The 18,955-nt window shown below is 58.8% G+C and carries 18 protein-coding genes and 2 pseudogenes; 11 read left to right on the forward strand and 9 right to left on the reverse strand.

The features are described 5' to 3' along the window. Window positions 1-11: 11 nt before the first annotated feature. On the reverse strand, window positions 12-1,556 hold the full coding sequence (locus tag QEO92_RS28160) for a UbiD family decarboxylase (RefSeq protein WP_227705471.1): 1,545 nt from the start codon (window positions 1,554-1,556) through the stop codon (window positions 12-14). A 95-nt stretch (window positions 1,557-1,651) separates the two neighbouring features. Between QEO92_RS28160 and QEO92_RS28165 the strand changes: the two genes are divergently transcribed. Beyond that, complete coding sequence (locus QEO92_RS28165; RefSeq protein WP_227705472.1) at window positions 1,652-2,440, forward strand: IclR family transcriptional regulator; 789 nt, start codon at window positions 1,652-1,654, stop codon at window positions 2,438-2,440. A 32-nt stretch (window positions 2,441-2,472) separates the two neighbouring features. Here QEO92_RS28165 and QEO92_RS28170 read toward each other — a convergent pair whose 3' ends face one another. Next, window positions 2,473-2,727, reverse strand: a complete 255-nt coding sequence (locus tag QEO92_RS28170; RefSeq protein ID WP_227705473.1) for a UbiD family decarboxylase domain-containing protein — start codon at window positions 2,725-2,727, stop codon at window positions 2,473-2,475. A 343-nt stretch (window positions 2,728-3,070) separates the two neighbouring features. Here QEO92_RS28170 and QEO92_RS28175 point away from each other — a divergent pair, with 343 nt between their 5' ends. Further along, window positions 3,071-4,063 carry a Bug family tripartite tricarboxylate transporter substrate binding protein gene (locus QEO92_RS28175; RefSeq protein ID WP_227705474.1) on the forward strand — a complete coding sequence of 331 codons (993 nt, stop codon included), beginning with the start codon at window positions 3,071-3,073 and terminating at the stop codon, window positions 4,061-4,063. A gap of 79 nt (window positions 4,064-4,142) precedes the next feature. Here the strand turns inward: QEO92_RS28175 and QEO92_RS28180 are convergent. Next, window positions 4,143-5,268: pseudogene (locus QEO92_RS28180) on the reverse strand (IS630 family transposase). Window positions 5,269-5,310: 42 nt separating this feature from the next. Here QEO92_RS28180 and QEO92_RS28185 point away from each other — a divergent pair. Beyond that, window positions 5,311-5,619 (forward strand): LexA family protein, encoded by a 309-nt coding sequence (locus QEO92_RS28185; RefSeq protein ID WP_037155434.1) that lies wholly within the window; start codon window positions 5,311-5,313, stop codon window positions 5,617-5,619. 453 nt (window positions 5,620-6,072) lie between these two features. Here QEO92_RS28185 and QEO92_RS28190 read toward each other — a convergent pair whose 3' ends face one another. Together QEO92_RS28190 and QEO92_RS28195 are read right to left on the reverse strand one after the other, a co-directional pair. Further along, on the reverse strand, window positions 6,073-6,804 hold the full coding sequence (locus QEO92_RS28190; RefSeq protein ID WP_227705475.1) for a DUF899 family protein: 732 nt from the start codon (window positions 6,802-6,804) through the stop codon (window positions 6,073-6,075). A gap of 59 nt (window positions 6,805-6,863) precedes the next feature. Next, window positions 6,864-8,084, reverse strand: a complete 1,221-nt coding sequence (locus tag QEO92_RS28195) for an MFS transporter (RefSeq protein WP_280107543.1) — start codon at window positions 8,082-8,084, stop codon at window positions 6,864-6,866. Between the two features lie 535 nt (window positions 8,085-8,619). On the opposite strand from QEO92_RS28195, the gene QEO92_RS28200 reads away from it, so the two are divergent. Beyond that, window positions 8,620-9,684 (forward strand): dipeptidase, encoded by a 1,065-nt coding sequence (locus tag QEO92_RS28200; protein ID WP_227705477.1) that lies wholly within the window; start codon window positions 8,620-8,622, stop codon window positions 9,682-9,684. An 82-nt stretch (window positions 9,685-9,766) separates the two neighbouring features. Here the strand turns inward: QEO92_RS28200 and QEO92_RS28205 are convergent. Beyond that, window positions 9,767-10,209: pseudogene (locus QEO92_RS28205) on the reverse strand (ISKra4 family transposase); the annotation flags it as partial. 123 nt (window positions 10,210-10,332) lie between these two features. On the opposite strand from QEO92_RS28205, the gene QEO92_RS28210 reads away from it, so the two are divergent. The 3 genes from QEO92_RS28210 (at window position 10,333) to QEO92_RS28220 (ending at window position 12,353) form a co-directional block, all read left to right on the forward strand. Beyond that, window positions 10,333-10,785: a transposase gene (locus tag QEO92_RS28210; RefSeq protein WP_227705478.1), complete on the forward strand. Its 453-nt coding sequence runs from the start codon at window positions 10,333-10,335 to the stop codon at window positions 10,783-10,785. Between the two features lie 118 nt (window positions 10,786-10,903). Next, window positions 10,904-11,449, forward strand: a complete 546-nt coding sequence (locus QEO92_RS28215; protein ID WP_227705479.1) for a hypothetical protein — start codon at window positions 10,904-10,906, stop codon at window positions 11,447-11,449. A 316-nt stretch (window positions 11,450-11,765) separates the two neighbouring features. Then, on the forward strand, window positions 11,766-12,353 hold the full coding sequence (locus QEO92_RS28220; RefSeq protein WP_227705480.1) for an ISAs1 family transposase: 588 nt from the start codon (window positions 11,766-11,768) through the stop codon (window positions 12,351-12,353). A gap of 48 nt (window positions 12,354-12,401) precedes the next feature. Here QEO92_RS28220 and QEO92_RS28225 read toward each other — a convergent pair whose 3' ends face one another. Beyond that, window positions 12,402-13,796, reverse strand: coding sequence for a dihydrolipoyl dehydrogenase family protein (locus tag QEO92_RS28225; RefSeq protein ID WP_227705481.1), 1,395 nt, complete (start codon window positions 13,794-13,796; stop codon window positions 12,402-12,404). Between the two features lie 172 nt (window positions 13,797-13,968). After that, complete coding sequence (locus QEO92_RS28230; RefSeq protein ID WP_227705482.1) at window positions 13,969-14,523, reverse strand: carboxymuconolactone decarboxylase family protein; 555 nt, start codon at window positions 14,521-14,523, stop codon at window positions 13,969-13,971. Between the two features lie 116 nt (window positions 14,524-14,639). Here QEO92_RS28230 and QEO92_RS28235 point away from each other — a divergent pair, with 116 nt between their 5' ends. Continuing rightward, entirely contained in the window at window positions 14,640-15,611 is a 972-nt protein-coding gene (locus QEO92_RS28235; RefSeq protein ID WP_227705483.1) for a cupin domain-containing protein, read from the forward strand. A gap of 143 nt (window positions 15,612-15,754) precedes the next feature. Here the strand turns inward: QEO92_RS28235 and QEO92_RS28240 are convergent, their stop codons facing one another. Then, window positions 15,755-16,525: an SDR family oxidoreductase gene (locus tag QEO92_RS28240; protein WP_227705484.1), complete on the reverse strand. Its 771-nt coding sequence runs from the start codon at window positions 16,523-16,525 to the stop codon at window positions 15,755-15,757. A gap of 226 nt (window positions 16,526-16,751) precedes the next feature. Between QEO92_RS28240 and nthA the strand changes: the two genes are divergently transcribed. The 3 genes from nthA to QEO92_RS28255 are packed head-to-tail and all read left to right on the forward strand — an operon-like array spanning window position 16,752 to window position 18,927. After that, window positions 16,752-17,387 (forward strand): nitrile hydratase subunit alpha, encoded by a 636-nt coding sequence (gene nthA, locus QEO92_RS28245; RefSeq protein WP_227705485.1) that lies wholly within the window; start codon window positions 16,752-16,754, stop codon window positions 17,385-17,387. Next, complete coding sequence (gene nthB, locus QEO92_RS28250) at window positions 17,384-18,097, forward strand: nitrile hydratase subunit beta (protein WP_227705486.1); 714 nt, start codon at window positions 17,384-17,386, stop codon at window positions 18,095-18,097. Before nthA ends, nthB begins: the two co-directional genes overlap by 4 nt. Window positions 18,098-18,138: 41 nt before the next feature. Further along, entirely contained in the window at window positions 18,139-18,927 is a 789-nt protein-coding gene (locus QEO92_RS28255; protein WP_227705487.1) for a haloacid dehalogenase type II, read from the forward strand. Window positions 18,928-18,955: the final 28 nt, after the last annotated feature.

Consider the following 18,955-nt stretch of genomic DNA (forward strand, 5'->3'; position numbering starts at 1 on the left):
TTACACCCCGTTCAACCGGCAGCCTTGGCGTCAAGTGTCCAGGCGCCATCCCTGGTCCGGCTCAGCCGCCCCGCGGCCCGGAAATCGTCGAAGGCTTCGAGAATTTCGCGACCGTCACGCGAACCGGTGGCGGTCATCAGCGCGTTGAAGGTTTTCGGGCCATCGAGGAGCGCCGCTTCCAGCGAAGCGAAACGCGGGCCTTCGAGAGCCGGCGGGCTCGGGATGCGGCCTTCGATGGAACGGGCCACCTCGATCGGCATGGTGCAATCGAAACCCGCTTTCGAACCCAGATGGGCCCCGGCCAGCGAGGGATCGAGCGGCAGGGCGCGATAACCGGAACCGACGATCAGATCGCGATCCGCCTGGAAGCGCGTCGCAAAGGCCCAATCGGTCTGCTGGTCGGAGAAGATGTCGATATCCGGATCGAAGACGAAGATGTGCTTGACGTTGGCGAGCGAACCGAAAGCGGCGGCGATCGCATTGCGTGCCTCGCCCGGCACGCGCTGGCGCATGGAGATGCGCACGTTGAACATGCCGCCGGAGGATGTGGTCGCATAGACGCCGAGCGGCTCGCGGATGGCATTCTGCAGAGCCCGCCAGACGGTCACTTCGGTGCGCAACGCAATGAGCTGCGCCGCATCGGTGATCGCAAGCTGGCGGCCGGCAATGGTCGAGGTCTGGAAGACCGGCTTGGCGCGGTGGGTGATGGCGGTCAGGTGGAAGACCGGGTTCATCTTCACGCCGCCGTAGTAACCGAGGAATTCGCCATATGGCCCTTCCGGTTCCACATGACCCTCGGCACTCAGATAACCTTCCAGGATGAATTCCGCGTCCGCCGGCACCATGAGGTCGTTGGTGACGCATTTCACGAGCGGCAGCGCCTCGTCGCGCAGCGTGGCAATGAGGCCGACTTCATCGACCGGAATGCGCATGGTCGCGGCCACCTGATCGATCGGATGCGATCCGACCACGAAGGCAATCGGCAGCGGCTTGCCCTGCTGCGCCTCATACTCGTAGATCGCCTTGAGGTCACTCGGCGCCACGAGATCGACGCCGGCATCATGGCGCCCGCGCAGCATCAGCCGGCGCATGCCGACATTGGTCAACCCCGTGCGCGCATCCTTCACGACATCGACAGCGGCGGAGATATAAAGCGAGCCATCCATCTCATGCTGCAGATGCACCGGAAGCTTGGTGAAATCGGCGTCCTTGCCGAGCTTCACAACTTCCTGCACCGGCGCTTCATCGCGGGAAACTTGCCTGAAGGTGGGCGTTTTGCTAAGCCGGCGAAGGACTTCCGCGAGAAGGTTCGGCACGGTCGTATCGAAAGCGATCGCCAGCCGTTCGCGGGTCGCGGCGACATTTCCGACCAGAGGAATGCCCTCATTGCAGACGTCGTTGAACAGCACCGCCCTGGAATTGCCGTCGAGCCGGTGCGCGACGTCGAGAAGCTCGGTGCGGCCGTCCTCCACCTCAAGCTCGCCGGCCGCCTTCAGGCGATCCAGAAAAGCCTGCAGCGCGAAATTGCTATCACCCTTTTTGAGACCGCTCGACATTCAATCCTCCACTCGACCTTCGGCGATATTTGAAATTAATGAACTTTGTTGTACTATTCTGAAGAATTGGACGTCGTCAATGTCGAAGGCTGGTCATGAGTGAATTGAAGAAAAAGGAAACGGACGACCGCCGCGGCATCCAATCCGTGGAAGTGGGCTTTTCCCTGATCCAGGTCCTGGCCCAGGCGCCCGCCAAGATGCCGCTGAAGGCGCTGGCGGCGGCGGCGGACATGATTCCCAGCAAGGCGCACCTTTATCTCGTGAGCTTCACGCGGCTCGGTCTGGTGGTCCAGGACCCGGTGACGGCCCGTTACGGGCTTGGCCCCGCGGCGATCCGGCTTGGCATCGCGGCGATCAACCAGCTCGATGTAGTTGAAGTCTCCCGGCGCCATCTGGAACGTTTCCTCGAAATCTACGGCATTTCGGTTAGTCTGGCGGTCTGGTCCAATCGCGGCCCAACAATCATATACCGGGTCGACGGCCGCCTGCCTGTACCTGCCTCGGTGCGTGTCGGCCACGTGCTTCCGGTGCTGCAGACGGCGACTGGCCGCATCTTCATGGCCTATCTGCCGGAAAAGGAATGGAAGAGCATCGCCTCTTCCGAAGCCAGCCTTTCGCCGGACTTTCTCGAATGGACGAGCAAGACGCTGAACGCGGTCCGCAGTCAGCAGATCGCGGTGACGAATGGCCAGCTTCATACGGGCTTCTTCGGCGTTTCCGCGCCGATCTTCGATAACGAGAACCGCATCTGCGCCGCGGTTTCCGCCCATGGTCTCAGCGAAGCGATCGATCTTAGCCCCGAGGGTCCGATCGCCTCCGGCATCCGCGCAGCCGCCCGGGAGATCAGCACCGAACTCGGAGCTGCGGTCTTGGAAACTGTCTGAGCGGCGAGTGCGCATCTGGATCGGCCCGCTGCTCACCTCGCGGGGGGCATGAACTTGAACTCGGAGTTCGTCCGCGCGCGGTAGGACTTCACCAGTTCCATCTGGCTGTCGGTCGAGGGAAGGCCAAGCGTGTAGGCAAGCCGCCGCGTGGAATTGTGAATGCCCGAGACGATCCGCATGCCGGGCGCGTAACCGGGAAAATTGTCGAAGAGGGTCGCAGGCGCCTTTCTGGCCGCCGAATGGGCGAAGATCTTCATGCCGCCGCGCTTCATGCGTGCGGACGTCATACGGCTGGTTCATAAAACTCCCTCCCCGAGCTCAATGATGACTGTATGAAATTCAGCAAATATCCAATTCGTGCTCGCCTGACGATATACATAAGAATCGAATTCAGCAATTTCCTATCGCCTGGCATTTGAGACAAGTCTGCATGCACCCTTCGCAGATGACGAAAGTGCCCTAGAGAACTCAACTGCATCGCAGAATGCCCGATAGAAACGCATAAAAACGAAAGCTCACTTGGCCAAGGAAGATTGCCATAATTAAATTTAATTATACAATCGCCAATCACTGTCCTAATGGCGATACCGATGCGCCGCTTGGGCAGCGGGAAATATTGGGAGGATTTTGATGAAAACTATCACTCGCAGATCCATGCTTGCAGCAGGCATCGCGCTTGGCATTGCAGGCGCCGCCTGGTCTCCGGCTTCAGCACAGGACGCTGCTGCCGATTATCCGAAAAAGCAGACAGTCAGCTTCATCTGCGCATTCCAGGCCGGCAGCGGCGCCGATATCGTCGTGCGCTATTTCGCCGACCAGTTTGGCAAGCTGACGGGCTCCACCGTCATCGTGGAGAACAAGCCGGGCGCCGGGGGCAATATTGCCGGCCAGTATGTCGTTCGCGCCAAGCCGGACGGCTATACGATCTTCTTCCACACCGGCAGCTCGCTCGCCGGCAACATGCACATGTTCAAGAACCCGCCCTTCGATGCGGACAAGGATCTTGCAGTCGTTTCGACGATCAACAAACAGCCCTTCATGATCAACGTACCGACTTCGAGCCCGATCCAGAACATGAAGGAACTGACCGAGCTGCTGAAAAAGGAAGGTTCAAACGCAAGCTACGCCGTCAACAACACGTCCGGCAAGGTGCTCGCTGCCACCTACGTCAAGATGGCCGGCCTTGAAACGGTGGAAGTGGCCTACAAGAGCAGCGCCGACTCGATGAACGACATCATGAGCGGCGCCGTGGCCTTCGCCTCGCAGGACCCGATCTTTTCGCTCGGCCAGTATCGCGAAAAGCGCTACCGCATCCTGGCGGTCAGCTCCGCCGAGCGCCTGCCGGCAATACCGGATGTGCCCACGATGACTGAGTCCGGCTTCCCAATGGATCAGGTCGGCTGGTTCGTCACCATGGTGCCGGCCGCCACGCCGAAACCCATCGTCAACAAGCTGAACGGCTATTTCAACGAACTCCTGAAGCGCGATGACGTGAAGAAGTTCATCGAGGAACAGGGCGGCGCTGTCTATATCAGTACGCCGGAACAGGGTCAGGCCTTCCTCAAGAAGGAAATCGCCGCCTGGGCTGACCTGGTGAAGGTCGCCAATATCCCGCAGCAATGATAGGAAAGGCGAAGCCTGAGAACCATCCTCGGGCTTCGTCTCAAGCTTGCGCTGCAATACTAGTGTGACGTCCCAGAGATTATGACTCGTTGAGCAAAGGTATTGGATAAGACTTTGCCATCTTTTTCGCGGGCTTGGTCTGTCGAGAACATCCATCGGATTTGAGCGCCACTTTCGGTTCGACGCCGCTCCCAGGCGTCAACCTCGGATTTGAGCAAGTCGCGGTTGTCGATACGGCGGTCAAGACACTGTCGGCGCATGACGCCGATCTCGATCTCGGCCATATTGAGCCAGCTCGCGTGGCGGGGCGTGTAGTGGAATTCCAGACGTCGCAAGATCCGACGCGCCTCGGCGGCCGGGAAGGTCTGATAGACAGCGGAGGCCGTGTGGGTTGATAGGTTATCCATCACGACACGGACCCGGTTGGCGCCGGGATAATCGAGGTCGACCAGGTCGCGCATGCAGACGACGAAGTCCTCGTTGGCGCGCCGATCAGTGACCTTGACCTTGCGCCATGACCTATTGGCGTCGACCATAACGAAGAGGTTGGCCGTGCCATTGCGCTTGTATTCGGAGTCGTAGCGGTATCGCTTCCCCGGTTTCTGCACGATAGGCACGCGCACCTCGCCGATGAGCTGGATCGGACTTTCATCGAAGCAGACGACTGGCCGCTTAGGATCACTCGGCTCGGCGTAAAGATCGAGGAGATCCTCCATCCGGGCGATATATTCGCCATCGATTTTGGCGATGCACCACATCTTCTTCTGCCAGGGCTTCAGGTCGTTGTCGTCCAGTCTGCGGCGGATAGTTTCGCGTGAGACACTCTGATGTTCGACCACTTCCAGCAGCGCGTTGGCCAAAAGCTTCAAGGTCCACCGGGCGCAGCCCTTGGGTGGATCCGAGCAAGCCAGGGCGACCAGTCGCACCTCGTCCTTGCCGCTCAGCTTTCGAGCCGCCCCGGGCCGCGGCTCTTCACTGAGGGCGGCCTCCAGGCTGATCTCCACAAAGCGCTTCCTGGTGCGATAGATGGTGGAGCCGCTGGTCTGCACCGAGGCTTCGATGGCCTCATCGCTGACGCCGGCGTCAGCCGCCAGCAGTATCTGCATTCGCTTGAGCCGTCGGACTGGTTGCTTGCCACCACTCACCAAAGCGCCAAGCTCGTCGCGTTCGATCTGGCTAAGATCGACTCGATATCGTACGTTCATCACAATATCCCTCATCGTCGAGGGACCTTGGATGAATCCGAAATGAATCAATTGCTTGACCAAAAGAAGCCGGGCGGACCAACCCCCTTCACCGCAAAGCAGGGCCAGTATCTTGCCTTCATATGGGCCTATTCACAGATCAATGGCCGTGCCCCAGCCGAGGCAGACTTCCAGCGATACTTCAAAGTCACCCCACCCTCGGTCCACCAGATGCTAAAGACACTTGAGAAAATCGGATTGATCCAAAAGCAACCAGGTGTCGCGCGCAGCATCCAACTGCTCGTCCCCCCGCAAGACCTGCCAATTCTGGGCATAGAACAACCCGTCATAATCTCTGAGACGTCACACTAGTTTATTCGGACGACGACCGCATCGAGAAGATGTTCGACGCACTGCACAGGCAATCTCGGGACCAGCAGATTATCGTCTTCTCTTGTCGCCAGCGAGAGTTTCAGAAGCTCGGAGGAAATGTGTTGCACATGACAGATTGGCAGCCGTAGAACCGCCTCAATAGCATCCGTTTGTCGATCAGAATCAGCTCATAATTGCCGTTGAATTGGTCAAGCATCTGAAAAGACATATACTACTGCCTCTCGCGAGGAGAGGGATCTAGGTTCGAATCCCATCAAGAACAAAAATCGTTCAGACAGTTTTGTGCCTTCACGGCGGCCTGGTATCGCCTATCAACGGACATCACCAGAGGATACCATGAACGGGTAGCCCCTACAGAACAACCGCTACAGAGCGAGATATCGCGTGAACGCTGCTGTTTGTGTTGCACGAACAATGTCGGCGGTTGCCCGCTCATAAAGCGTCGGAATGCCCCGCCTTCAGACGACGCCATTGAGAGATGGGCCGGCCGTCGCGACGAAACGGATGGTTGGTTTCGCCCCAGTGCTGTGGCCAGCCGGCGGGCGAGTCTTCCCAATCCTCCTGCCGCCCGTAGACTGTCAGGTCGAGCAGGCGGTAACTGTTGTCCATAGCCTCGACGCCGCGACGGGTCGTCCAATAGGTCTCGAACACGTCGGATCCGCGCCTCAAGTAGCAAACGAGATGCATCATTCCGATGCGGCGGCCGACCAGCAACGTGTCAAGTGACGCCTGGGCCGAGTACCAGGGCATCTTCCAGCTCATTAACTCGCGGTATCGCAGGCTCTCCTCAAACGCTCCCTGGGAGAAGGTGGCGTAGGTGACGTCGCGGGAGTGAATATGGGAGAGCTCGCGCACCTGCGTCGTGAAGAAGGTGCAACCCTCGCATTGCTCGGCCGCCGGCTGGCCGTCAAACCACATATAATAGTAGACGATGAGCATCCGACGCCCCTCGAAGACGTCCAGCAATGTCACCGGCCCGTTTTCGCCAATGAGCGCAACGGTGCCATCGACCTTCACCATCGGAAGCCGCCGTCGGGCGGCCGCGATTGCATCGCCTTCTCTCGTATGAGCCTTCTCGCGCACTCGCAATGCGTCCACTTCAGCCTGGAACGTAGCTCGATCGACGATTGCAGGGGCTGCGAAATCGGGTTTGCCATTGGACATGATCATCTCCTGTTGTTGATGGGCCGTGCTCGACTTCGCGAGTCTGCCGGTCCCTTCGCTTATTCGGCAGCGGCTGACGCCACTGCAGGCGTCTGCGAAACCGCATCGGGAGCTTGCTGCGTTGTAATCAGTATGGCCGCGAGAGTGGCACAGGTTGCGGTCACGTAGAGCGGAGCGCTCGTGCCAACGACATCTACAGCGACACCGCCGGCGATCGCGCCCATAGTGACGCCGAACTGAATGACGGCCAGAAAGAGCCCGCCCACACCCTCAAGCTGATCGGGCGCGGCGCGGCCCATCCACGTCTGGGTCATCACCGGCCCCGCGCCTATGGCGATGCCCCAGGCAGCGGCGAAGACAAGGATCGCAATGTAGGCGTTGCTGAGCGTCAACAGGCCGATCGTAGCGATCGCCAGCACCAGGAACGTAGCGCCAAAACCGTCGCGCAACATGCGATCGGCGAATACGCCCGCAATTGCGCTCCCCGCCAGACTGGCAAGACCGAGGGTCAACAGAACGGCGGCGATGGCAGTTGGATCGAGCCCGCCACTGGTTTCCAGATAGGGCCGCATGAAGGTGAAGCCGCTGACTTCGCCTCCAAAGAACAGCAGTCCAACGACCAATCCCACCCGCACAGGCCGCCGTTTCAGCAGGCCGAACAGGCTCGAAAGGCTTGTTGCACTTGTCGCCGGCACGCTCGGCAAGCAGACCGTTTGCAACAGCAGCGCGAGCAAACCGCACCCGGCGGCGGCCATGAATGCCGCTCGCCAGCCAAACGCTTCTCCGATCAGGGTGGCAATTGCCGGGGCGACAACGAGCCCCGCTGAGAGACCCATGAAGACGGTCGACATGCCCTTGCCCATGTCCTCCATGGTGACGAGCCGGACGACGGTTGCGCCAGCCAGGGCGAAAAACCCGCCAATGGCCACGCCCAGGAGCATGCGGGCGGCCAGCAGCACGAAATAGTCGGATGTGAAGGCTACCGCGATATTGGACGCAATAACCAGAGCGCAGAGGGCTAGATTGATCAGCTTACGGTCCAGGCGGCCGATGATGAGTGCCACCGTGGGCGCTGCGACGCCGGCAAGCAGGGCCGTAAGAGTCACCGCCTGACCCGCGGCGCCTTCAGTAACGCCGAGATCAGCGGCCATCGGGGTGAGTACCGCCATAGGCAGTAGTTCGCTGCTGATCAGTGCAAAGCTGCCGAAGGTAAGCGAGACGACGGACAGCCAGGTCGAGATGGACCAAGAGCTTCTATTTGAAACGGTTGCGGACATCATATCCTCCTCATCCTAATGTCGCCGCGGCTGGTGGCGCGTGACGATTCTAGTTGCAGGTGCTCGTCCATGCAGACCTACCCAGCTTGGTGCCGCTGGTATCGTTGCTGTCTGTTAGGGGCGAGGCCGAGCCGTTTAAGCTTCGCCAAGACTTTTCGGCGCAAACCTGAGAAAGATGTACGGCCGCACGGCAGGCGGCGTGAGTAACAAGTGTGACGGGGTTTGAATGGACCCTCTGGATGACCGCCGCAGGCGCGTTCGCGGTGGCGATCCGCTTACAGCGCTCAAGCACATCGCATTGCGCGACGATGCTCCGGCGTTTGCCTTGTAAGCATCGTAAACTTAACGTTCATGAGACAAGCGGAGATGCCGGGTTTCCGCGGTCCGTCATGCCGGGGCGATTTTGGCCCATTGGGCCATTGCGGCGGCGCGCAATTCGCGATGATGGCTGGAGGGGAAGAACCCGCAGGATGGGGGGCGCGGTTGAAATAATGCCCGATTTCCCTAATCATCCGGGTAGAGATAGGCGGAGATTACAATGTTCGAAACCGAAGTCTTCGACGGCCATAACGATGCAGTCCAATTCATGGCGGAGTACCGATCGCCCGGCCGAGATTTTCTAATCAGGTCCGAGGTCGGTCACCTCGATCTGCCTAGAGCCATGGAAGGCGGCATGGTCGGCGGACTGTTTGCGCTGATGGCAAAGCCGGAACGTGAACCAGAGAATAATCTGATAAGGACCGACACCGGATATGAAGTGGTTTACGCAGAAACCTTGCCGCTTCCAGTTGCAAGGCCTCAGATTGATGCGCAGCTCTCGGCATTGAGAGGCGTAGTCGAGCGCTCCGCCGGTAAAATGTGCTTTGCAAGGAGCGTCAATGAAATTCTGACTGCGAAAGCTCAAGGGCAGTTTGTGGTCGTGCTACATATGGAGGGGGCCGAGGCAGTCGATCCAGACCTCGAATATCTAAATACTATGTATGCGGCTGGTCTGCGGTCCTTGGGGCCAGTGTGGAGCCGTCCGAATATTTTCGGGTATGGTGTTCCGTTCGCATTTCCAAGGTCGCCGGATATCGGTCCGGGGCTCACCGACGCGGGGAAGGAGCTCGTTAAGGCCTGCAACAACCTTGGCATAATGATTGATCTGGCTCACCTCAATGAGAAGGGTTTTTGGGATGTTGCAGCTCTGAGCGACGCCCCTCTTGTCGCCACCCATGCCTGCGCCCACACCATGAGCCAGTCCACCAGAAACCTAACCGACCGGCAGCTCGATGCCATTCGCGATACGGATGGCATCATCGGCTTCAATCTTGCAGTCTACGACATTCGCGTCGACGGGCACCTTGATGCCAATACGCCTCTCGACACAGTCGTTCGCCATATAGAATATCTCATCAACCGTATGGGGGAAGACCGGGTGGCGCTTGGATCGGATTTCGACGGTACTACGGTGCCGAGCCAAATTAAGGATGTGAGCGGCTTACCGCACCTGTTCGAGGCCATGGGTAGAGCTGGATTTGATCAGCAAGCGATATCAAAGTTCGCTTTTGAGAACTGGCTCAGGGTGTTTGGCCTAACTTGGAAGAGTAGCCCGTTATCTTGACTGCAATCCCGACACTACGCCCTGCTTCATGTTCGCTAAGGGCCGGCCTTCGCCTTGGAGAGCAGGAAAAAGCGTGGGGCATTCAGGCGGCCGCAGCTTGAGTTGATGTCTGGTCAGCATTTGCCGAAAGGCCCGGATACCATGTTTCGAATTGGCCGCGGAGCGCGCCATCAAGGGTTCGGGCGCGGATCTGTAGGAGCATGCGGGCGCCGCGTCGCGACCATTGCATCTGCTGCTTCTGGCGATCACGACATTGACGGCGGACTCCACGAACGACGTGGCGATGCGCTCGTCGTAGCGATAGCGTTCGCCATAATTCGCAATAGCATGGGCGTTGCGCTCGATATAGGTGGCGAATTCCGCGACTGCCTGGGAGAACGCCTTCAGGTTGGGATAGCTGCAGTCTTCTTCGAGTCCATAGAGGTCATCCGCCAGGTCCTGGCTCCACAACGGGCCGGCGCGGGAATTGCCATGCCAGAGGTACCGCTTGATCCGCAGCAGATTGCGGGCAATCCGCTCGCCGGCGTTCGGCGACCTGAGTCATTGTGTGACATGATCGTTTTCAAGGGTAGCGAGGCTTGGAGGCCCGCCCAAGATTGACTCTTCAACAGTGTTGGACAACAAAGCGAAAAAGATAAGGATATTCAGATGGCCGAAGACGAGATCCAGACACCGCCGGACGTGACCGCATCGGTTGAAGCCGAGCCGAGGGAACCCGCAGCTCCGGCAAAGAGGCGGCGCGCGAAAAGGGCGGCCGGCGAAAAACCTTCTGCCAAGTCCGCGCCTGTCAAGCCGCAGACCCGCGGACTGAGCGATCAGGAGAAGCTGGCGAAGGTCGAGCAGATCGAAGCCCTGGTTTCGGGTGGCGCGACGCTCAAGGATGCAGTCAACGATGTCGGGATCTCCGACCAGACCTACTATCAATGGAAGAAAGCGACGGCAAAGTCCGTGGCGGAAGTGCCCGCCACTTCCGAGGCTGTGGATGACGAACTGGCCGAGTTTATCCGGCTCGAGGAAGAAAACCGTCGGCTGCGAAGACTGTTGTCCGAAAAGCTGCGCAACGAAAACGCCGAGCTGCGCAAGAGGCTTGGGCTGAAGTAGCGATCTTAGGTGCCGACTGCCTGCCCGCTTATGCGCGTTCGACTGAGTCGTCAAATTCGGAACCTATGATCGAGTTCGGCGGTTCCATCCGTGTCTTCCAATCGCAAGCTTCCGAAACATGAAAACGCCCAGGCGCAATTTCGTCGTCGAATATAAGACGACCAGACGGCTATCGAAGGCGCAGCCGAAATCAATCTGGGGAAACCTGGATTTGCAGGCGGTTGCCCGCGCCGTCGAGACTGATGACGCCTTACCTCAGGCAAAGCCCAAGACGACCATGGTGCCGGCGGCTGAGACCACGATTATCACATCGGACGCTCCACATGGAACCGAGGTTCGTGATCCGGTTCCAGCGGCCTTCGAGCCGCAGGTCAAGGATCCGGATGAGCCGACGATCGATGCCGATCAGGCTCTTTCAGCCAAACAGAAGACCGTCGTGCCATCGTATGTCTCCGAACCTCGACCGCGGAAAAGGAGGACGCGCCCCTCTGGCGCAAGACCGTCCACCGTGCCCGGCAATCGAGACTTGACCGTTGAAGCGTCTGGAGCTGAAGACGAACTCGCCGCTCTCGAAGTCGAAAATCTTCATCTCAAGCGGCTGATGATCATAAAGCTTCGGGCGGAAAACAAAGAGCTCCTCATTATGCTGCAACGCTGTCGCTGACGCCGATTAAGACACTCGTCGTAAATTCCGTGAGATGAGGTGCGTCACGCGATATCCGAACTGCGGAAGAAGCGATGCAAGTTAACCAACGCTGCGACCTGTTCGTCATGGCGATCGTCGCCTATCATCTGGCGACGACGTCCGGATCTCGAGGTCACCGGCACGAAGATTATTCGCGTTCTCTCCGCATCTGAGCTGGCTTGGTTTCCTTCTCTCGATCCTCCAGCTGCAATCATAGAGCGCCACCCCACACTACGGAAGGCAGGGGAATCGCATATGTGTTTTGGGGCTTGAAGTTAGCCTGAGAAGGGATTCTTTGGGCAGGCAGTCGAACGAAGGAGAGACTGCCATTTCCAGCCTTGATAGCTATTTCGGCACGGTGCCTGATCCGCGTGCTGCCAACGCTACGCACCGGCTTGGCGACCTGATCGTGATGATGATCGCGGCGAGCCTGTGCGGCGCGAGCAATGCGACGGAGTTCTCGTTGTTCGCGCACGAGCGCAAGCAGGCGCTGTCGCGGCTGATCGAATATGAGGTGGCGCCCAGCCACGACACCTTTTCGCGGCTGTTGCGGCTGCTCGACCCCGTGGCGTTCGGACGTGCTTTCGCCGCCTTTGCCGCGGGCTTCGCGCGCGCCTGCCAGGAGGTTGTCTCGCTCGACGGCAAGGCGCTGCGACGAGCCTATGAGAAAGGCCTTGCGGCCAGTCCGCCCCTGACGGTGTCAGCCTTTGCCGCCGAAACCCGGCGGTGCCTGGCGGTCGCAAGGACAATGCTCCGGCCAACACCGCACTCCTCAACCGCATCACCAGAAACATCCTACAGGCCGCTGATGCCGACAAAGTCCCCATCAGCCATCGCATCAAGAAATGTGCCTGGAATGATGACTATCTCATCCAGGCGCTGACCCATATGCGATAGCCCTGCTACGGAAGGTGACGCTATTTTGAAGGCGTCAGTTTCTCTCCGGCACCATGCCAAGCAGCGGGCCAAGGCCCTCCGCAATGGTTAAGTGAGCAATGACCGCATCTCGCAGCTTCTGATAGGGTAGACCGGCCAGGATCGCCGTTTGGACCACCGCCATCACCTCCCCGGCTTCGGAACCAATCATCGTGAAGCCGAGAACACGGTCGTCTGAGGCACTCACCACAACCTTCATGAAGCCCTTGTTTTCGTCAGTCGCCATTGTCCGCAAGACGCGGGACATCGGCAGATTTGCCACTCGTACAGGGATTCCTTTCCGCTCGGCTTCCGCCTCTGACAACCCAATACGGGCAAGAGGTGGATCCGTGAACATCACGTAGGGGACAAGCCGCTCGTCAGTGCGGCGGTTGCCGCCGGCCATATTGTCGCGAACGATGCGAAAATCGTCGACGGAGACATGAGTGAACTGCGGACTGCCTGCCGCTTCGCCTATCGCCCACACGCCATCGGCTGTGGTCTCGAGCCGCTCATTGACTTGAATAAACCCGCGTTTGTCGAGTTTTACACCAGCCTTATCCAAACCGATGTCGGCGGTGTTTGCGATCCGACCCACCGCAACGAGCAAATCGCTGCCATCGATGGTGTGCATGCCATCGGCTGTGCGTACCGTGACGCTCACGGCGTCGCCCGAAAGACCGCGCACGGCTGTCGGCTGGGCACCGATGACGATATCGATTCCTTCGTCTGCCAGAATTGCGCTCATCTCGTTGGCGACATCCAAATCTTCCCGTCCAACGATGTGAGGTCCCGGTTCGATAATGGTGACGCGGCTGCCGAACCGCCGGTAAGCCTGGGCCAACTCGACGCCGATGTATCCACCTCCAAGAATAATGAGGTGCGATGGCAGGTAATCGAGTTCCAACGCCTCGATGTGGGTGAGTGCGCGCGCTGCTTCTAAGCCGGGAATGTCAGGGATCGCTGCATGGGAGCCGACATTGATGACAACATCATTTCCCGAAAGCAAGCGCGTACCCCCGTCGTTCAACACGACCTCCAGAAGCTTCGGGCCAGCAAAGCGACCGCTTCCCATGATCAATTCGGCGCCACTTGCCTTGTAGGCTGCCAAATGCAGTTCGATCTCGCGCTCAATCATGTCCTGCTTGCGCCTGCGCACCTTCACCATATCGGTCGCCGCGCCACTCGTCTTGGTTCCATACTGTGACGCATTGCGCACAACGTGCGCGATGCGAGCGCTCCACAATTCATTCTTTGAGGGCAGGCATGCTACAGCTGGGCAAGAACCACCCACCCAGCGCCGTTCGACCACGGCCACCTTTTTCCCCTGCCTGCCAAGATGCCATGCGAGTTGTTTGCCACCTTGGCCACTGCCAAGGATGACAACGTCGTATTCTTCGTGCTCGGACATATAATATCTCCTTGAGTGATCGTCGACCGAAGAGGAAACCTTCGTTTCCGTACGTCGGCGGGAGGAATCCGTGGTTGTTTTTGTGCTCAACCTTTGTCCAGAACATCGACCTCAAGCCGATGTTGCGACATCCGGCAGTCCAGTCTGAACCGGAACCGCCGGTGAAGAGCGTTCAAGCCGCGGCGAGAGTTCCGACAGCTGGGAAATCGATCGTGGTGTCGTTGATGCGATTGAAAGTGTTCGTGAAGCTCGTCAACGCGATGGCTAGGCTGATTTCCACCAACTGCACGTCTGTATAGCCAGCCGCCTTGATTGCCGCGAATTCCTCCTTGTCGACCGTACCGGTATGTGCCTGCAGGTGATGGACGAAACGCACCAGGGCGTCACGCTTGACGTTGCCGGTCGGCTCGCCCGCCCTGATATGCTCAAGGTCGGCTTGCGAAAGACCCGCCATCTTGCCAAGGAGACTATGTGCAGCCACGCAATATTCGCAGCCGACGGCTCTGCTGGTAGCGAGTTTGATCGCCTCGAGATCCTTCCTGCCCAACGAGCCAGAGGCCAATACCGTTTCCGCTGCAAGAATTGACTTCAGGCCGGCCGGAAGAAGTGCGCCGATCGCCGCATAGGTGTTCGGGACGCTGCCCGCTGCCTTCTTGATCTGGGTGAATAGTTCAGCTGTTTCGCCGGTTGCGGATTCGACCGGAAGAGTTGAGATGCGTGAAGTCATGATGAATGCTCCTGGTACGTGTTGAAGACAGGAGTGGTTTTATAGGATCGAAACGAGGCTGTTGATGCTAGAAGTCGTCATTGATATGCTCAACCGTCTCAAATTGAGGATGCAAGATGGATTGGTTGAGCCGATTGCTGGCGTTGATGCCCGTTGCTGGACGCTTGGACTTGCGGTGTCATTACGGCGCGCCATGGCGGATCGATTCGAAGATGTCGGAACCAGGCGTTGCGCCCTATCACATCGTGCTGAGCGGTAAGGCGGTGATGGACGACCCGGCGGGCGGCGCGCCGATTTGCTTGGAGGCGGGCGACATTCTGCTGCTGCCTGCGGGAGCGGCTCACGTCCTGCACGATGGATCTGCTGTCCACCCGCCGCCGGCGCGATACCGTCCGGCCTTGAATCATACCATCAGTGAGAATGACGGTGAGGGCAAGGCAACGGAACTGCTCTGTGGCCATTTCACCGTTTCGCACCCTCACTATCATGTTATCCATAGGTATCTGCCGTCAAGGCTGATCGTACGGCGCGATCGCGTCGGCCAAGCCCCAAGCGGAACCGGCGCGCAGCTCGACCAGCTTGTATCACTCATGAAAGCTGAAACGCATTTCGACGGGCTCGGGGGCTCGGCGATGCTCAATGCGCTTTCATCAGCCCTGTTCGCCTTGACGCTTCGGCGGGCAAGTGAGCAGCAGGAAGCCCCAACGGGCTTGCTTGCACTTGCGGGATATCCTCGGATTGCGCCTGCACTTTCGGCGATGCTCTCAAAGCCCGCCCACGCGTGGACGCTCTCCCAACTCGCCAACGTCTGCAACATGTCGCGTGCGAGTTTGGCTCGCCATTTTGCCGATAAGCTCGGCCACTCGGCGATAGAACTGCTGCTGGACATTCGCATCGGTTACGCAGCAAATGCGCTCAGAGTACCCGGGACATCGACGGCTGCTGTTGCCGAGGACGTTGGATATCGCTCCGAAGCAGCATTTCAAAGGGTCTTCAAGCAGAAGATGGGCGTTACGCCAGCGCAGTGGCGGCGGGCAGCCACTGCAATTGTACCATCTCCCGAGATACACGAAGCGCAATCTCTCTGAGATCACGCTGCCGCGATCCTGCTCAAAAGCCCGCTCATCGGCGAGAAGCTTGCGGGGAAGAGCTCCCCATCCGCAAACCTATATGGTATCTCAATCCGACCGCAGCCGCCGCGGATCTTGTTGTTGATATCTGCACCCCGCCGCTAAATCGATTTCACCTCGCCCCCGTCCATCCGCAACACCGTGCCAGTCATCCACCGTGCTGCCGGTGAAACTGCGAAAGCCATGAGCTCCGCTATTTCCTCCGGCTCACCAAATCGGGTGATGCCGGCCTGCTCCAGAAACTTCTGCTTTGCCAGTTCAACTGTAATGCCCCGCGCGGAAGCTGCAGCCTCTATCAGACCTTGGCGCCGCTTGGTCATGATTGGCCCGGGCGAAACGCTGTTGACCTGCACGCCATCCTTTAATCCACGGTCGGCGAATGCCTTGGCCAATGCTTCGATCGCGGCGTTGATGGTGCCGATTGCCGCCGTTGCGGAGTTCGGGATCTCCGCGCCGGTTCCCGAAGTGAAAACCACCGCGCCCTTCGACATCTTCAAGGCATCCCAAACCTTGAGCGTCAAACGCCGCGCTCCATGGAATTTCAGTTTCAGTGACATGTCCCATTGGGCGTCCGTTAGATCGAAGAGGTCGATTCCCGGTACGGCGCCGGCAATGTTCACGAGCGCATCGATCCGTCCGAAGGCATTGCGCGTCTTCTCAACGACCAAGCCGGCAGCTTCGGGTTCGCTAAGATCGATATCGATCGCCAGTGCATCAGCGCCTGCGGCACGGATCTCGTCAGCCGCGCTAGCAAGCCCTTCGGCGTCGCGCGCCGTAACGACCACTGCCGAAAAGTCGCGTGCGAGGCGCAGAGCCGTTGCTCTGCCAATGCCGGAGCTGCCTCCGGTCACAATCGCAACGGTGTTCGTCATCTAAATGTCCCTTCGATTCGCATTCATTGAGATGTGTGTTGAGGAAACGCCATGCCGTGGACAGTCATGATGTGTCTGCGCTTCCGTCAATGGGCATAGCATCCGATACCGCCGAGACGTTGCATTTCTGATCAACCAAGGTGCTGGCGTATGATCTTGCACTTAAGCCGGGCGGGAGACACTGTCGTTTGCTGCAGAATGGATGGCGGCATTCTCAGGAGCTTCCATGACCCGAAATCATGACGACGATCACCATGAACATGAACACGCCAATCATTATTCCGACATGGAGGCGCGCATGCGTGCGCTCGAGACGCTGCTGATCCACAAGGGGTTGATCGATCCTGCGGCGATCGAAGCGATCGTCGATACATATGAGACCAAGGTTGGGCCGCGAAACGGCGCCGCCGTCGTGGCGAGGTCGTGGTGCGATCCGGCCTTTGCGAAATGGCTTGTCCGCGACGCAACGTCAGCGATCGCGAGCCTCGGTTTCGGCGAGCGGCACGGGACACGAATGCGCGCTGTTTTCAATACAGCGCGAGTGCACAACATGATCGTCTGTACGCTCTGCTCCTGCTATCCCTGGGCCGTTCTCGGCTTACCGCCGGTCTGGTACAAGTCACCGGCCTACCGCTCACGGGCAGTCATCGACCCACGGAGTGTACTTGCTGAGTTCGGAGTCGTCCTTCCGGAAGAGAAGTTGGTCCGGGTGTGGGATTCAACCGCTGAACTGCGCTACCTGGTCATCCCCGAGCGGCCGATCGGGAGTGAAGATATGACGGAGCGGGAGCTCGCAGCGGTTGTCAGCCGCGACGCCATGATTGGAACCGCGCTGGTGATGTTGCAGGACCGCGTCAGATGAACGGACCCCACGATCTCGGAGGACTGATGGGGTTTGGGGCAATTCCGTTTGAACCAAACGAGCCCGTCTTTCATTGGGAATGGGAAAAGCGCGCGCTTGGCGTATCGCTCTGTATAGCCGGCCTTGGCGTTTGGAACATCGATGAAAACCGCCATTCATATGAGCGCATCGCTCCGGCGACTTACCTCAGAGCGAGCTATTACGAAATCTGGATCCGCGGTCTCGACAAGCTGCTGGTCGAGCACGGCTTAGTTGTCCATGATGAGATTTTCCTTTCAAAACCGATCGGCGATGTGCAAGCAGCGGCAGACGATATTCTCAGAGAGTCCGACGTCGCAGAGATGCTACTGCACGGCCCAGCCGAGCAGCCGAGCCTGACTCCGCCGGCGTATCGCATAGGCGACCTCGTGCGCACTCGAAACATCAATCCGACCGGCCATACCCGGCTGCCACGATATGCCCGATCGAGGCGCGGTATCATAGACCAGGTCCAAGGGAGCTACGTCTTTCCGGATGACAATGCACACGGACGCGGCGCCAATCCGCAATGGGTCTATACGGTGGTCTTTTCGGGGCGAGAGCTCTGGGGAGAGGACGCGGACGCTCGCCTAAGCGTGTCGATCGACGCATGCGAGAGCTATCTTGAGCGGGACATCGTCACTGAGGCGGGCGATCCGCACTATGCCACGGATAGAGACTCCTTGCCTTGAAGAGGAACCAGCTTTCTGAACCGCAGTTGCTAGAGGAAATCATGACGAAGACTTTTGTGTTTGACGCCTACGGCACGCTCTTTGACGTGCAGTCGATCGGCTCCGCGACGGAGGAAGCGTTTCCCGGCTATGGCCACTACATAACGCAGATCTGGCGGATGAAGCAGCTTGAGTACAGCTGGCTGACGACGCTGATGGGAAGGAATGAGGACTTCTGGACGATCACGCTCGATGCGTTGGAATACACGCTGAAGACTCTCGGTCTCAAATTGCCACCGCAGCGCCTCGAAACCCTTGCCGCTACTTTCAACGAGCTCTCAGATTACGAGGATGCGGAGACATGTCTCACTCAGCTTGCGACACATCGTCTTGCCATTCTGTCGAATGGAACCAAGAACATGCTAACGAAGCTGGTCGGAAACTCCGCGTTAAACAATCACCTCCACCACATCCTAAGCGTGGAGGAAAGCAAGGTGTTCAAGCCCGACCCCAGAGCCTATCAACTCATCATCGATCGCCTCGCCGCAACGCGCGAGGAAGTAATCTTCGTGTCTTCGAATGGGTTCGATATCGCCGGCGCCAAGAGCTTCGGTTTCACCGTCGTGCGGGTGGAGAGGGTGTCGAGTGAGCATCTGACCCGTGATCTTGTCAATGCGGCTGCGGTCAACTTCGGACCAACCGAAATTTTCAAGGCAATGCGAACGCAGGAAGAGCAGTTGCAGCTCAAGCCAGATTTCACTATTCCGAACCTCGCGAGCCTGCCCAAACTCTTCTCCGAGCCATCTGTCCCAATTGAGGGGCCTGAGGCTCTTGACCAGAGCGGCAACTAGATGTCGCACTCCGCTGCAGGACATGCCC

It is taken from the genome of Neorhizobium petrolearium (assembly GCF_029854435.1).
GTDB classification, from domain to species: domain Bacteria; phylum Pseudomonadota; class Alphaproteobacteria; order Rhizobiales; family Rhizobiaceae; genus Neorhizobium; species Neorhizobium petrolearium.